The sequence below is a fragment of the Maricurvus nonylphenolicus genome, assembly GCF_042854845.1.
Classification (GTDB): Bacteria; Pseudomonadota; Gammaproteobacteria; order Pseudomonadales; family Cellvibrionaceae; genus Maricurvus; species Maricurvus nonylphenolicus.
The window spans coordinates 4584846-4599542 of sequence record NZ_AP031498.1 but is presented as its reverse complement, the minus strand read 5'-3'; the positions used below and the strand labels follow the sequence as shown (position 1 = coordinate 4599542).

12 protein-coding genes are annotated in these 14697 nt (G+C 52.3%); 5 read left to right on the top strand and 7 right to left on the bottom strand.

The window, feature by feature from the left end:
- Positions 1-22: 22 nt before the first annotated feature.
- Both trpD and trpC read left to right on the top strand, forming a co-directional pair.
- Positions 23-1063 (top strand): anthranilate phosphoribosyltransferase, encoded by a 1041-nt coding sequence (trpD, locus tag ACGHZ6_RS19985; RefSeq protein ID WP_390615798.1) that lies wholly within the window; start codon positions 23-25, stop codon positions 1061-1063.
- Positions 1064-1068: 5 nt separating this feature from the next.
- Positions 1069-1878, top strand: coding sequence for an indole-3-glycerol phosphate synthase TrpC (gene trpC / locus ACGHZ6_RS19980; RefSeq protein ID WP_390619198.1), 810 nt, complete (start codon positions 1069-1071; stop codon positions 1876-1878).
- 292 nt (positions 1879-2170) lie between these two features.
- Here the strand turns inward: trpC and crp are convergent, their stop codons facing one another.
- Positions 2171-2806 (bottom strand): cAMP-activated global transcriptional regulator CRP, encoded by a 636-nt coding sequence (crp, locus tag ACGHZ6_RS19975; protein WP_390615797.1) that lies wholly within the window; start codon positions 2804-2806, stop codon positions 2171-2173.
- A 631-nt stretch (positions 2807-3437) separates the two neighbouring features.
- Between crp and ACGHZ6_RS19970 the strand changes: the two genes are divergently transcribed.
- On the top strand, positions 3438-3866 hold the full coding sequence (locus tag ACGHZ6_RS19970) for an OsmC family protein (RefSeq protein WP_390615796.1): 429 nt from the start codon (positions 3438-3440) through the stop codon (positions 3864-3866).
- A gap of 55 nt (positions 3867-3921) precedes the next feature.
- Positions 3922-5301 carry a DUF3422 family protein gene (locus ACGHZ6_RS19965; RefSeq protein ID WP_390615795.1) on the top strand — a complete coding sequence of 460 codons (1380 nt, stop codon included), beginning with the start codon at positions 3922-3924 and terminating at the stop codon, positions 5299-5301.
- A 14-nt stretch (positions 5302-5315) separates the two neighbouring features.
- Here the strand turns inward: ACGHZ6_RS19965 and ACGHZ6_RS19960 are convergent, their stop codons facing one another.
- Together ACGHZ6_RS19960 and coq7 are read right to left on the bottom strand one after the other, a co-directional pair.
- Positions 5316-7736 carry an ATP-binding protein gene (locus tag ACGHZ6_RS19960; RefSeq protein WP_390615794.1) on the bottom strand — a complete coding sequence of 807 codons (2421 nt, stop codon included), beginning with the start codon at positions 7734-7736 and terminating at the stop codon, positions 5316-5318.
- A 102-nt stretch (positions 7737-7838) separates the two neighbouring features.
- Entirely contained in the window at positions 7839-8483 is a 645-nt protein-coding gene (coq7, locus tag ACGHZ6_RS19955) for a 2-polyprenyl-3-methyl-6-methoxy-1,4-benzoquinone monooxygenase (protein WP_390615793.1), read from the bottom strand.
- A gap of 95 nt (positions 8484-8578) precedes the next feature.
- Between coq7 and ACGHZ6_RS19950 the strand changes: the two genes are divergently transcribed.
- Positions 8579-10057 (top strand): AAA family ATPase, encoded by a 1479-nt coding sequence (locus ACGHZ6_RS19950; RefSeq protein WP_390615792.1) that lies wholly within the window; start codon positions 8579-8581, stop codon positions 10055-10057.
- 85 nt (positions 10058-10142) lie between these two features.
- Here ACGHZ6_RS19950 and purD read toward each other — a convergent pair whose 3' ends face one another.
- The 4 genes from purD to dusB all read right to left on the bottom strand — a co-directional run bounded on the left by purD (position 10143) and on the right by dusB (position 14449).
- On the bottom strand, positions 10143-11426 hold the full coding sequence (purD, locus tag ACGHZ6_RS19945; RefSeq protein WP_390615791.1) for a phosphoribosylamine--glycine ligase: 1284 nt from the start codon (positions 11424-11426) through the stop codon (positions 10143-10145).
- Positions 11427-11436: 10 nt separating this feature from the next.
- The gene (gene purH / locus ACGHZ6_RS19940) at positions 11437-13011 is read right to left on the bottom strand and encodes a bifunctional phosphoribosylaminoimidazolecarboxamide formyltransferase/IMP cyclohydrolase (RefSeq protein ID WP_390619197.1); all 1575 of its coding nucleotides are present in this window, start codon (positions 13009-13011) and stop codon (positions 11437-11439) included.
- 134 nt (positions 13012-13145) lie between these two features.
- The gene (fis, locus tag ACGHZ6_RS19935) at positions 13146-13457 is read right to left on the bottom strand and encodes a DNA-binding transcriptional regulator Fis (RefSeq protein ID WP_390615790.1); all 312 of its coding nucleotides are present in this window, start codon (positions 13455-13457) and stop codon (positions 13146-13148) included.
- The gene (dusB, locus tag ACGHZ6_RS19930; RefSeq protein WP_390619196.1) at positions 13454-14449 is read right to left on the bottom strand and encodes a tRNA dihydrouridine synthase DusB; all 996 of its coding nucleotides are present in this window, start codon (positions 14447-14449) and stop codon (positions 13454-13456) included. The genes fis and dusB overlap by 4 nt, the downstream gene beginning before the upstream one ends.
- Between the last annotated feature and the right edge of the window lie 248 nt (positions 14450-14697).

Sequence of the window (14697 nt, the reverse complement as noted above, 5' to 3'; positions counted from 1 at the left end):
AGGTATTAATAAGGAAAACACCATGAATATTCAGAAGGCACTGGGATGTGTAATTAATCGCGAAAATCTCAATACTGACGAGATGACCGCGGTCATGCGCCAAATTATGACAGGCGAAGCCACGCCTGCGCAGATTGGCGGCTTCCTGGTGGCCCTGCGAATGAAAGGTGAAACCCTGGACGAAATTACCGGCGCCGCCAAAGTCATGCGTGAGCTGGCCGCCGGTGTTCAACTGGATACCGAAAACCTGGTGGATACCTGTGGTACCGGTGGCGATGGCGCCAACCTGTTTAACGTTTCCACCGCTGGTGCCTTTGTCGTGGCTGCCGCCGGTGGTCGTGTAGCCAAACATGGTAACCGTTCCGTGTCGTCTTCCACCGGCAGCGCCGATGTATTGGAAGCGGCTGGGGTAGCGTTGGATTTATCACCACAGCAAGTCGCTGGTTGTGTGAATGATATCGGCGTTGGTTTTATGTTTGCTCCAGCCCATCACAGCGCCATGAAACATGCCATTGGCCCACGTAAAGAACTGGGTCAGCGCACCATCTTTAATATGCTCGGCCCCATGACCAACCCGGCCGGTGTTAAGCGCCAGGTAATTGGTGTGTTCAATCGCGACTTGTGTCGCCCGATGGCGGAAGTGTTAGGCCGTTTGGGTAGTGAGCACGTGATGATTGTTCACGCCGCCGACGGCCTTGATGAAATCAGCCTGGCCTGCGAAACCTACGTGGCAGAACTGAAAGACGGCGCGGTGAGTGAATACACCATCAAACCGGAAGATTTTGGTATTGCCACCCAAAACCTGGAAGGCCTGTCAGTATCGAGTGCAGAAGAGTCTCTGGCATTAATTCAAAATGCCCTGTCCAAACGTGATACTGAGGCGGGAGAAAAAGCCGCTGACATTATCGCGCTGAATGCCGGTGCCGCCATTTATGTGAGTGGCGTAGCGCAAACCCTGGCTGAAGGTATCGCCATGGCGCAAGATGCTGTGGGCAGTGGCCTGGCCAAAGAAAAAATTACCGAATTGGCAGCTTACACCCGCTGTCAGAAAGATAGCGAATAGAAGTCCTGGAGCTTAATGTGACTGATACGCCTACCGTATTACGTAAAATTCTTGCCCGTAAGCAGGAAGAAGTTAACGAGCGCCAAGCGCAGTGCAGCATTGATGACTTAAAGGCAATTATTGCCGAGCAGGATGCGCCCCGTGGTTTTGTTGCTTCTATTGAGAAGAAAATCGCCGAAGGTCAGGCCGCAGTTATTGCTGAAATTAAAAAGGCCTCGCCAAGTAAAGGTGTGATTCGCGAAGATTTTTATCCTGCAGAGATCGCTATCAGTTACGAAAAAGGCGGTGCTGCTTGCCTGTCCGTTTTGACTGACAAAGATTACTTCCAGGGTTGCGAAGACTACTTAAAAGAAGCCCGTACCGCATCCAAGTTACCGGTGATTCGCAAAGATTTTATTATCGATGAATACCAGGTATACGAAGCGCGTGCCATAGGTGCCGACTGTATTCTGTTAATTGTTGCCGCACTGGAACCTGAGCGCCTGCAAACCCTCAATACCCTGGCATTGGAGTTGGGCATGGATGTACTGGTTGAAGTACACGATGCCGATGAGCTGGAAGAAGCCCTGAAGTTACCTAACAAGTTGATCGGCATTAATAACCGTAACTTGCACAACTTCGAAACCTCTCTCGATAACACCTTCGCCCTGCTTGATAAAATCGGCAAGGATCGCATAGTTATCACTGAGAGTGGCATTCACACCATTGACGATGTATTGGCCATGCGCGGTCACGACGTCCACGGTTTCCTGGTTGGCGAAGCCTTTATGCGTGCTGATGACCCAGGCCTTAAGCTCTTGGAAATGTTCAACTAACACTACCAAGCTCCAGGTCAGGCTAGTATTGGCACGTAGTGAGGAGGCGGTGGGTGTCGCTGTTCGTAGCAATCAGCCCATTGCTTAAGCGGCCGAAAAAAGTCAGGGTAGTCGCGAAGGTTGTCTGAGCGCATTTTGCGAGTTTACGTAGCGCTGATTTTTTTCGGCCGCTTATGGGCGCGAAGAACAGCGACACCCACCGTCTCCGGATTTAGATATCCGTCGAGCGTCTTAAGAAATAAAAAACGGGGCAAAAAGCCCCGTTTTTTATCATGGAATCTTTAGTAACGAACTAACGTGTCCCAAACACCACCATAGTCTTACCCTTCACCGACACAAGCCCCTGATCCTCCAGGGTCTTGAGTCCCCGACCAACCATCTCACGGGAGCATCCCACAATACGGCCAATCTCCTGGCGGGTAATCTTGATCTGCATGCCATCCGGGTGGGTCATGGCATCGGGCTCTTTACACAAATCCAGTAGGGTGCGAGCAACACGACCGGTCACATCCAGGAAGGCCAGATCACCCACCTTGCGGGTGGTATTGCGCAGGCGACGGGCCATTTGTGAACCCAGAGCAAAGAGGAATTCCGGATGCTCGTCAGTCAGCTCCTGGAACTTGCTGTAACTGATTTCAGCCACCTCACACTCGGTTTTGGCGCGAACCCAGGCACTGCGGGAATTCTCTTCCTCAAACAGGCCCATCTCGCCAAAGAAATCTCCATCATTCAGGTAGGCAACAATCATCTCCCGGCCTTCATCGTCCTCGATCAGAACGGTGACAGAACCTTTGATGATGTAATAGAGGGAGTCACTTTTATCCCCGGCGTAAATCAGGGTGCTCTTGGCCGGGTAACGGCGTCGATGGCAATGGCTCAGAAATTCATCCACATTCTTGATATGCGGGGTCAACGACACGGCAACCAAAATATACTCCTTAGGTGTTCATTAAAATCAGTGCACTGCTCAACATCAGTAGTGCAGCACGTATGCACTGTGGGCTTATAGTTATCTGCTTACCAGGGAAAGCTTCCGGGGGTAAGCATTTATGCGCCAGTACGGTTTTTGGTTTCGGGCCATTGTTTTATGAGTCAGTGAAGGCACTCGGGCCGGTCAACCCTCTAAAGATAAAACATATTAAGCCGTATTGCCAAAAATGACGTGGGGCGCCCACAGCCTGTTAGAGGGGCATTATGTCGTCTATTGGCTCTTGAGGCTAGCGTATGGCCTAGCAGTCTGGCGGCTTTGTGAACCGGTTATCTGACTCGGGAGTTTTTGCTGTGTTTTTTGGTTATTTGTGTTGAATTGGGTGCCATTTCGCTGAAGTTTCATCTGGGGAGGGGAGGTGCCCCGGAACCTGCCAAATCCATGAATAATGCTAATTTGATCAAAACTGTCCCAGCATCGTCTAATTTCCGCGACTGTGGTACCCTAGCGGGCTTTTCGCGAGCCGCTAATTTTGCCCTGCAATGGTGCGGGGTGATTGATAGAAAGTATCGGTAGAAGGTATTGGTGAAAGGTATCGCAGAAACCAGTTTGCTCAATTCGAGAGGTGAATATGCAAGCGACAGTTAAATGGGTTGATGGCGCCATGTTTGTAGGCGAGTCCGGCAGTGGTCACAGCGTAGTGATGGATGGCCCGGAGAGTGCTGGTGGTCGCAATATGGGCGTTCGCCCAATGGAAATGCTGCTGTTGGGTATGGGCGGCTGCTCAACGTTTGACGTTATGAGCATTTTGCAAAAGTCTCGCCAGCAAGTCAGCGATTGTCGGGTGGAAATCGAGGCCGAGCGTGCTGACGCTGTACCGGCTGTGTTCACCAAAATTCACCTCAACTTCATTGTTACCGGCACCAAACTGAAAGAGAACCAGGTTAAGCGCGCGGTTGAGCTCTCTGCTGAAAAGTACTGCTCTGCCTCCATTATGATGGAAGCTGCCGGGGTTGAAGTGACCCACGGTTATCAAATCGAAGAGTTAGGCGAGGCCTAAGCACAGTTACCTGTGTATAGAAATTGAGTGCCAGGTGTAATTTGAGGCGAAGCATATGGTTGAAACATTAGACGTAAGCACAGCTGAGATGTCTACCGAAGATAGCCCGCAGGTGACTGCAACGGCAGTGACGCTGACGGTCGACAGTCGCCGGGCAGAGCTCTATGAAGAGCTGCATAACCGCCCGTCACCGCTGGTGGATACCCCCTGTGTGGTTAGCCATATGGCTATTCGTCTCAATGAGCAGGAACGCTTGCTTGAGCACGCGCACCTGGAAGCCCTGTGTCTCCGTTTTAGTATTAACCCACCTTCAGCTGATTCTTCCTGCTACTACCAAAACTTTGGTGGCTTTGAGTTGCGCTGGGAAAAACACCTGGAATTTTCTACTTACACTTTCATTGCGCCACAGCCAACGCCCGGACTGTTTAATGACAGCGCCCTGCGTTTTATCCCTCGTGACTGGCTAACCGCTATGCCGGGACAGTTAATTGCTGCGGTGCATTTGTCGGTCATAAAAGACGATCAGCCCGTGGGGGAAGATGCCCTTGTAGAGGCCTTTGAAGGTATGCGCTTGTCGGGCAGTGTGGTTGCCAAGGGCAAGGCTGAGATTCTGACCAGTTTCCGCATTCACAGTGACGGTTTTAGCCGTTTTGTGATTCGCGACAGGGCGCTTAACGCCTATCAGGCAGGGCGTTTGATTCAGCGGGTATTGGAAATTGAAACCTACCGTCTGATGGCGCTATTAGGCCTGCCCATTGCCCGCAAGTTGGCACCCAATGTGACGGAGATGGAAGAAACTCTGGCGCGCATTAATCAGCAGATTGCCACGCAAGGGGACTTCAGCGATGACCAGGAAATGCTGGAGTCGCTAACCAAAGTTGCGGCCCAGGTGGAAAAATACCGATCCGATACCAACTACCGCTTTGGCGCTACCAATGCCTACTTTGATTTGGTGTCGTCTCGCCTAGAGCAATTAAAAGAAGAGCAGGTGGCAGGCCGCCAGACGCTGGAAGAGTTTCTCGATCGCCGTCTTGGTCCGGGCATCAGCACCTGTAACGCCATTCGTCAGCGTATGGAAGATTTGTCTCGCCGGGTAGCGCAGACCAGTAGCCTGTTGCGCACACGGGTGGAATTAAATATTGCCACCCAAAACCAAAACCTGCTGGAATCACTCGATCGCCGCAGCGGTTTGCAGTTGCGTTTGCAACAAGCGGTAGAGGGCTTCTCTGTAGCGGCAATCGCCTATTACTTAATGGGACTGTTGGGTTACGTTTACAGTGCACTGATCGAGCAGGGCGTAGCGCTGGATAAAAATCTGGCTTTGGGGATATCAGTTCCCATTGTTCTGGTGGTTGTCTGGTTGGGTACCCGTGGCTTGATACGCACGATGCTGCCGACAAAAGAACTGCCTGAAAAAGCCCCGCCAAAGAAATAGCTTTCTGAATAAGCTCAGGCTGCTTTGGCTTCACCCAATGGCAGCCAGACATAAAAACTACTGCCCCTCTGTGGGGTTGAGTTCACACTGACCTTGCCGTTGTGAAGCTCGGTAAGGTCGCGGATTAAAGCCAGCCCCAATCCCGTGCCTTGGATATGGCTTGCTTCAACATCTTCTGCGCGGGTAAAACTCTTAAACAGGTTGTCCAGCTCGCTGGGTTCAATGCCACAACCGGTATCGTGAACACCGATTTCAATACCATCGATACCATCGTAACTCCTGTCTCTGACTTCGATACTGATACCACCGCGTTGAGTGTACTTAATAGCATTGGATAGCAGATTGAAAATAATCTGTGTTAAACGCTTGGGGTCAGCAGAAATCTGTCGTGCCGGCGACGGTAGGTTGTATTTCAGGGTCAGGCGTTTTTCGTCGATCATGGGTTGTACCTGCGCCAGGGATTGCTGGATCAGGTTGTTGATGTCGACGTTTTCCTTGTGTAAGGGGAGCTTACCTGCTTCAATTTTTGCCGTGTCTAACAGATCGTTAATTAAGTTGAGCAGGTGTTTACCATTGCGCTCAATGGTTGCCAGAGCGTCGCGATGACGGCTTTCCAGTGAACCTCCCAATTTGGTTAGCAGTCTATTACTAAATCCCAAAATAGAATTAAGTGGCGTACGTAACTCGTGAGACATATTGGCCAGGAAAACACTCTTGGCCCGGTTGGCATTTTCCGCTTGCAGTTGTAACGCTTGTGCTTTGTTGGTGGCTTTTTCCAACTCGTAAGTGCGTTCTCTAACGCGAAACTCCAGCTGACTGTTAAGGGATTCGATACGCGCCTGGTGCATATGTTGCTCGGTCATGTCGGTATGGGTACCGACCAGACGGCGAGGGTTACCGGTCAAGTTGTCGCAAACTAAAAAACCGCGTGCGAGGATATGCACAATATTGCCGCTCTTGTGTTGCATGCGGAAATTGACGCTGTAATAGGCGTTGCGGCTTTCCAGGGTTTCATCGATTGCCCGTTGTGCCATGGCCACATCATCGGGGTGCAGTAAATCCAAAAAGGTTTCAATCCGGTGAGCTAATTCATCGCTTTCATAACCCAGCATCTCGCCCCAGCGCGGAGAGAAGTAGACATCGTCGGTGGTCAGGTCCCAATCCCACACACCGTCATTGGTACCTTTCATGGCGAGTGAAAAACGCTCGCGGCTGGCTTCCAGTTCCTGTTGGCGCTCGTTCATAGAGTGGGTCATGCGGTTAAACGATTGGGCCAGCTCGGTAATTTCGTCATCACCTTTTACGGGAAACAATGCAGACGATTGGCCTTTCTGTACGCTGTTCACATAGCGTGTCAGCTGCTCAATAGGATTGGAGATATGCCGAGCCAGGCCTACGGCCAGTAAAATAGTGGCGATAAAGGCAATCCCGTAAGCCAGGGCGCTGTTACCGATAAGGCGAGTAACGGGAGCCATGATATGGCTTTCGTCGACAACAACGCCGAGGGAGTAACCTGCTGCCGCAACCGGATGATAGGCGACGTAGAGGTTTTTGCTGTCCTCAGCACTGTAATAACTGAAGTGGCCTGTCTGACCTGAGAGGATGGAGTCTGCGGCCAGGCGCCATTCGGTGATGGAGGTATCGTAAATAGATTTGGTGACAGAGATGGTTTGCTTGTCTTTGTTAAGAACCAGTTCTCCCTGGGCATCTCGTTTTAGGTGAACAACTTTTTTCGGGTCCCAGTGATACCAGTAGTTACCATCACTGGTAACCAAGAACATACGAATGTTATCGGCAAAGGGGTCAAACAGCTCCTGTTGCAGCTGGTTTATCATCTGATTGATACGTTGCCAATCAATGGCTGCGCCGACCATGCCCAGAATTTGTTGCTGATCATCCAAAATCGTTGCAGCGACAACGATTTGTTTAGCGCCGGTTGTGTAGGAGATCATGGGGTTGGAGACGATCGTTTGCGCGGCGCGTTCTCGATTTAAGCCGACGGTGCCTTTCCAGTAGTCACGCCGTGAAATGGTGCGGGGTTTGGTATCGGTGCTGGTGTCATCAAAGGTTCTCAAGCCCTTGAAGTGGGGGTTACCACCTTCAGTATTGTAGAAGTAACCCTCGGGGGTGCCGACGATAAACTTTTCAAAACGCGGCGCATTGCGTTGTTTTTCGGCCTTCAGAAACGGTAAAAAACGCTCTGAATCCATTGTGCGCAAGGCATCGGTTTTGGCGTAGATAGCGACTTCACGCTGCACAGATTCCAGCTCGGCATTCAGCACTTCGGCGCCACGGGCCGTGTAGCTCTCCAGTTCTGCCAGCACGATATCCCGTTGTTCCAGGCGCAGTTGATTAACCTGAATCAGCATGAGTACAAGCAGCGGGGCAAGAATGGCGGCAGGCAGTACGAGCGACAGCTTGGGCTTAATGCGCATAGAGGATTAAGTCGGTTAAATGCTGGTTACTGGTCGGCCGGGCCGTCTCTAGGCTTTGAAGATGCCCGGTATTACTCTCCAGTATAGAAGTTCTGCGCCTGTTTAGAACCGGTAACTGGTTTTGGTCATGGCTTTAGAAACCAGTCTCATGAAGCCTTTTACCGGTGCTGGAAAGCGCATACCGCCGGCATCCAGGGCGCTGTGGGCATGTTTTTCCTCGTCAATCAGCATTTGTTCAACCACGGCGCGACTGCGCTCATCCTGCTCTGGCAGGTGCTGAAGGTGGTCTTCCAGGTGCTTGCAGACCTGGTCTTCGGTGGCGGCGACAAAACCCAGGCTGATGCGGTCACTGATTTTGCCTGCTGCAGCACCTATGCCGAATGACAGGCCATACCATAGGGGATTCAGCAGACTGGGGTGGCTATCGAGTTGCTGCAAGCGTTCCTGGCACCAGGCCAGATGGTCAATTTCTTCGTCGGCGGCATGCTCCATTTCCTCGCGTACTTCGGGCAGCTTGGCAGTCAGGGCCTGGCCTTGGTACAGGGCTTGGGCGCATACCTCACCGGCGTGGTTGACGCGCATAAGGCCCGCAGCATGACGGCGTTCAGCATCAGACAGCTCCGCTTCTGCGACCTGGTTGGCCGGAGAGCTTCTGCCATGGGCGGGCTTACCTGGGCTGAGGGTGCGCAGAGCCCGATCCGCTTGGGTGATGAGTAAATCGACCGGAGTAAGATGACGCTGAGACATATGCAACAAGCCCTTAAAATCAATGGGCTTATTGTACTCCAGCCGAATTCGGTTAGCATAGCCCTGAGCATATAGAGAATTAATGAGGATAAAGGATGTTACAGCGGGCAAGGGATCTGGGGTTGTTGATCAAGGGCAAGACTTCGTTGGTGGTATTGGAAACCCACCAGGAAGATTACGCCCTGCAGTTGTTGCAGCGCGAGCTACGCCAGCAGCGCCGTACACTTTACCGCTGGACACTGACAGATGGATTGGCGGCAGCCGGCTTTGGCCCGCAAATCGGGGTAAGCGGTCAGAAGCTAAATGCTGAAGAGGTGCTGGAATCGATCAAGAGTCGTAATGAAGGCGGCGTTTTTATGCTCTGCGACTTCCACCCATTTCTTACGGATAACCCAAAAATCGTTCGGCTGATCAAGGATATTGCCCTGGGTAAAGTCCACAGTGATAAAACCCTGGTATTTGTCAGCCACCGTTTGGAGCTGCCGGCAGAGTTAAAGCCCTACAGTGTTAGCGCCGACCTGGCGCTGCCTGATGAGGGGGAGATCATGCAGCTGATTCGCAATGAGGCCAAGCGCTGGTCGAAAGAAAACGGCGGTGGGCGTATTAAAACCGATGGTAAGGCGCTGCAGCTATTGGCTGGACAGATGCAGGGCTTGCCCCATCAGGATGTCAGTCGTCTGGCTTATCACGCTATCGCCGATGATGGCGCGATTACCCATGAAGATATCCCTGCCTTGCATCAAGCCAAGTTTGATTTGCTGAATCAGGATGGTCTGCTGCATTTTGAATTTGATACTGAAGAGTTTGCCAAGGTCGGCGGTCTGCACAATCTCAAACAATGGTTATTGCAACGTCGCACAGCGTTTGTAGAGCAGAAAACGTCAGATAGCCCTAAAGGGGTTTTATTATTAGGCGTGCAGGGCGGAGGTAAAAGCCTGGCGGCCAAGGCCATTGCCGGCCTGTGGAATTTACCGCTGTTGCGTTTGGAAATGGGGGCGCTGTATAACAAATATATCGGTGAAACCGAACGCAACTTGCGCGAAACCCTGGCCCAGGCTGAGGTAATGTCGCCTTGTGTGTTATGGCTGGATGAAATTGAAAAAGCCCTGTCGCAAAGCAGTGATGACAATGGTATGTCACGGCGTTTGCTGGGGTATCTGTTAACCTGGATGGCCGAGCGCAAGGCGCCGGTGTTTATGGTGGCCACCAGTAACGATATTCAGTCGTTGCCGGCAGAGCTGGTGCGCAAGGGGCGCTTTGATGAAATCTTTTTTGTAGATTTACCGGATGCAGAAGTGCGTGAGGAAATCTTTATGATTCATCTGCAAAAGCGGGATTTAAATGTTAACACGTTTGATGTGGCCGCATTAGCCATGACCGCAGAAGACTTTTCCGGTGCTGAGATTGAACAGGCTATTGTTGCCGCCCTGTATACCGCAGAAGCAGAGGATCGCAAGGTGGATACCGCCGCAATACAGTGTGAAATTGAGAAGACTACGCCCCTGGCCGTGGTGATGGCAGAGCAGTTAATGGCATTGCGCCATTGGGCGTCAGAGAGAACAGTGCCTGCGTAACCATGTATCAGTATCAGGTATCAGCCAGACATAAAAAAACCGAAGCTTTGCAGCTTCGGTTTTTTATTAGCTTAAGCTTGACGACTTAACCTTGCTCGCGAGCAATAGCGCGGTAGGCAATATCGTTGCGGAAATAAACATCTTTCCAGTCGATCTTGCGGGTCAGCTCGTAAGCTTTTTGCTGGGCTTCAGTCACACTGTTACCCAAGGCGGTGGCGCAGAGCACACGACCGCCGTTGGTCACTACCTGACCGTCTTTCAGCGCTGTACCGGCGTGGAAGATTTTTTCGCCGTCAGCTTCAGCTTCCGGTAAGGAGATGACATCGCCCTTGTTGTAAGACGCCGGGTAACCACCCGCTGCCAGTACAACGCCGACAGAGCAACGCTCGTCCCACTCGGTGGTTTTGCCAGCCAGTTGACCGTCGATAGCCGCTTCACACAGTTCAACCATGTCTGATTTCATGCGCAGCATAATAGGCTGGGTTTCCGGATCACCGAAACGACAGTTGTACTCGATCACTTTAGGCGTGCCCTCGGCGTCGATCATCAGACCCGCGTACAGGAAACCGGTGTAGTCGTTACCTTCGGCAGCCATGCCGTTTACGGTAGGCATAATCACTTCGCTCATAATGCGATCGTGAATTTCAGCTGTTACAACAGGCGCAGGAGAGTAGGCGCCCATGCCACCGGTGTTAGGGCCGGTGTCTTTATCGCCAACACGTTTGTGGTCCTGGCTGGTGGCCATAGGCACAACGTTTTTACCGTCAACCATCACAATAAAGCTGGCTTCTTCGCCGTCGAGGAATTCCTCGATCACAACGCGACAGCCGGCATCACCAAAAGCGTTACCAGACAGCATATCTTTAACGGCTTCTTCAGCTTGCTCCAGAGTTTCGGCAACAATCACACCTTTACCGGCAGCCAAACCGTCGGCCTTAACTACAATCGGTGCACCTTTTTCCTGCAAGTAAGCCAAGGCTGGCTCAACTTCGGTAAAGTTCTGGTATTCGGCGGTAGGGATTTTGTGGCGCGCCAGAAAATCTTTGGTGAAGGCTTTGGAGCCTTCCAGCTGAGCTGCACCCTTGGAAGGACCAAAGGCACGCAGGCCCTGCTCGGCAAAGTAATCCACAACGCCATCAACCAGCGGCGCTTCCGGACCAACGATGGTCAGACCACAGTTGTTGTCTTTGGCAAACGCGGCCAGCTTTTCAAATTCCATCACGTCGATGGCAACGTTTTCCAGGCCTGCTTCAGTTGCAGTACCGGCATTACCCGGGGCAACGTATACGGTTTCAATATTTGGGTTTTGCGCGGCTTTCCAAGCCAGTGCGTGCTCGCGACCGCCGGAGCCAATAACTAATACGTTCATATGGATCTCCTTAGTGACGGAAGTGACGCATGCCGGTGAATACCATCGCCATGCCGTGTTCGTCTGCGGCAGCAATCACTTCTTCATCACGCATGGAGCCACCAGGCTGAATCACAGCGCTGATACCCACTTTAGCGGCATTATCGATACCGTCGCGGAATGGGAAGAAAGCGTCAGATGCCATCACCGCACCTTTGACTTCCAGGTTGGCGTGCTCGGCTTTAATGGCTGCAATACGGGCGGAGTTCACGCGGCTCATTTGACCGGCGCCAACACCGATAGTGCGACCGTCTTTGGCGTAAATGATAGCGTTGGATTTCACCATCTTGGCAACTTTCCAGGCGAACAGCAGTTCGTCCATTTGCTCGTCACTTGGTTGAACTTTAGTGACAACTTTCAGGTCGTCTTTGGCAACCATGCCGTTGTCTTTTTCCTGAATCAGCAGACCGCCGTTAACGCGCTTGTAGTCGAACGCGGCTGGACGCTCGGCGCCCCACTCACCACACTCCAGCAGGCGAACGTTTTTCTTGGCAGATACGGCTTCAGCGGCAGCGGCGGCAACCTTAGGTGCAATAATTACTTCAGAGAATTGCTTGTCGACGATCAGCTGTGCGGTTTCGGCATCCAGCTCGCGGTTAAAGGCGATAATGCCGCCGAAGGCAGATTCCGGGTCAGTGGCGAAGGCTAGCTCGTAAGCGGTTTTAATGTCAGCGGCTACGGCAACACCACAGGGGTTGGCGTGCTTAACGATGACACAGGCAGGCTCGTCAAACAGTTTAACGGTTTCCAGTGCCGCGTCAGTGTCGGCAACGTTGTTGAACGACAGCTCTTTGCCCTGAATTTGAGTAGCAGTAGAAATTGAAGCTTCCGGTGCGTCGGCTTCAACGTAGAAAGCCGCCTGCTGATGCGGGTTTTCACCGTAACGCATGTCTTGGGCTTTTTCGTACTGGACGTTGTAGGTGTTGGAGAAAGGACGGGCTTCGTTAGCCGTGTTGCGTGCGCCGAAGTGGTTGGCGATCATGCCGTCGTACTGCGCGGTGTGCTCGAACGCTTGAACCATCAGGTCGTAACGGGTTTCGTAACCCAGGGCGCCGTCGTTTTCCTGCATTTCTTCAACCACGGTGTCGTAGCTGCTGGCGTTAACCACGATGGCGACATCTTTGTGGTTTTTCGCTGCAGAGCGAACCATAGTCGGGCCACCGATATCGATATTTTCGATGGCGGTTGGCAGATCACAGTTAGGATCGGCAACAGTGGCTTTAAACGGATACAGGTTAACCACAACCATGTCGATGGGGGTAATGCCGTGCTCTTGCATAACTGCATCGTCGGTGCCGCGACGGCCCAGGATGCCACCGTGTACTTTCGGGTGCAGGGTCTTAACACGGCCGTCCATCATTTCCGGGAAACCGGTGTAGTCAGAGACTTCGATGGCGGGGATGCCGTTTTCCTGCAGCAGGCGGAAGGTGCCGCCGGTGGACAGGATTTCAACGCCGTGGCCGTTCAGGGCTTGAGCAAATTCAACAATACCGGTTTTGTCAGACACGCTGATCAGGGCGCGTTTAACTTTCACAAGTTGGGTCATCATTGTTTCCGTAAAAGATCCGTTTATGGTTCCAAGAAGGAGCCGTAATGGTTTAAATAAAACGACAAAGGGCGAGGCTGGGTTTTTGTCATTCCCAGCCTCACCCTCTAATAAGCATCAGTATAGCTGTGATCTTACAGCAGGCCGTACTGCTTCAGCTTCTTGCGCAGAGTGCCGCGGTTCAGGCCCAATACCTGAGCAGCTTTGGTTTGGTTGTGACGGGTGTACTTCATCACGATTTCCAGCATTGGGGCTTCTACCTCAGCCATTACCAGATCGTAAACGTCGGTAACTGCCTGACCGTCCAGGTGCTTGAAGTAGTTGTCCATGGCTTGCTCTACACAGTCACGCAGTGATTGGTTCTGTGAGATACCCGTGGTTTGTGGAATGGCCTGGCTGGTCAGTTCAACGGGTGCGTCTGCCATGAGCGTTTCAGCTGTGTTCATGCTGCTTTATCCTCTTTCGTTATCTGGCGTTCAAAAAATGTTTGAACGCTGGCATGTTGTTCTAGCGAATTTTCAATCTTGTTAAATGCTTTTCGAAAAACCTCGCCGTCAGCGAAGGTTTTCAGGTACCAGCCCACATGTTTGCGAGCGATACGTGGCCCCATAAAGTCACCATAAAAGCGATGCAGTTCGCTCAAATGGTTACAGAGGATGTCCCTGACCTCTTCCAGTGAGGGCTCCGGCAGAGGCTCCCCGGTGCGCAGGAAGTGCTCAATTTCGCGGAATATCCAGGGGCGTCCCTGTGCTGCACGGCCAATCATCACAGCACTGGCGCCGGTGGCATCCAGTACCTGCTTGGCCTTGTGCGGCGTATCTATATCACCGTTGGCAAACACCGGTATCTGTACCGTATCTACCACCTTGGCAATGGTGTCGTACTCGGCCTCGCCCTTAAAAGCGCAGGCCCGGGTGCGGCCGTGAACCGCCAGGGCTTGAATGCCGGCGTCTTCGGCCATCTTGGCAATGCGGGTGGCATTGCGATTGTCACGATTCCAACCGGTGCGTATTTTCAGGGTGACCGGTACATCCACGGCGTTGACCACCGTGTCTAAAATTTCAGCAACCAGGGGTTCGTCCTGGAGCAGTGCAGAGCCTGCGGCTTTTTTGCAGACCTTTTTGGCGGGGCAGCCCATATTGATATCAATGATCTGGGCGCCGCGCTCGACGTTCATGCGGGCCGCTTCGGCCATCATCTGCGGATCGCCACCGGCAATTTGTACCGAGCGGGGTTCCACTTCGCCTGCGTGATTGAGTCGGGTTTGGGATTTGCGACTGTTCCACAGGCGCGTATCTGAGGTCACCATTTCGGATACCACCAGGCCGGCACCCATGGTGCGACACAACTGGCGAAACGGTAAATCGGTGACTCCTGCCATGGGAGCCAGTACCACGTGACTGTCAAAGTGGTAAGGTCCGATTTGAAACAATGAGATAACCCCAAGTAAACGCTATTAGTTGCTTGCGCAGATGTCTGCGCTGACGCCTCGACGGTCTGTTTTTACCGTCTGGTTACAGCTCTTTTGAGTGTGGCCGCTTGGGCGTCGAAAAGGGGAGCTATCATACTCCCACAGGGCGCTCGGGTGAAGCAGAATTTGCACAAATTGCTGCATTTTTAGACTTGAAAAATGCCGTGAAAAAGGGCATGGGGTTTGGGGTTGTGGCTGGTTTATCGGTTGCTGTG

Coding starts and splice junctions, on each gene's coding strand:
- trpD (WP_390615798.1), top strand. CDS start 23: ATGAATATTCAGAAGGCACTGGGATGTGTAATTAATCGCGAAAATCTC.
- ACGHZ6_RS19970 (WP_390615796.1), top strand. CDS start 3,438: ATGCAAGCGACAGTTAAATGGGTTGATGGCGCCATGTTTGTAGGCGAG.
- ACGHZ6_RS19965 (WP_390615795.1), top strand. CDS start 3,922: ATGGTTGAAACATTAGACGTAAGCACAGCTGAGATGTCTACCGAAGAT.
- ACGHZ6_RS19960 (WP_390615794.1), bottom strand. CDS start 7,736: ATGCGCATTAAGCCCAAGCTGTCGCTCGTACTGCCTGCCGCCATTCTT.
- coq7 (WP_390615793.1), bottom strand. CDS start 8,483: ATGTCTCAGCGTCATCTTACTCCGGTCGATTTACTCATCACCCAAGCG.
- ACGHZ6_RS19950 (WP_390615792.1), top strand. CDS start 8,579: ATGTTACAGCGGGCAAGGGATCTGGGGTTGTTGATCAAGGGCAAGACT.
- purD (WP_390615791.1), bottom strand. CDS start 11,426: ATGAACGTATTAGTTATTGGCTCCGGCGGTCGCGAGCACGCACTGGCT.
- purH (WP_390619197.1), bottom strand. CDS start 13,011: ATGACCCAACTTGTGAAAGTTAAACGCGCCCTGATCAGCGTGTCTGAC.
- fis (WP_390615790.1), bottom strand. CDS start 13,457: ATGAACACAGCTGAAACGCTCATGGCAGACGCACCCGTTGAACTGACC.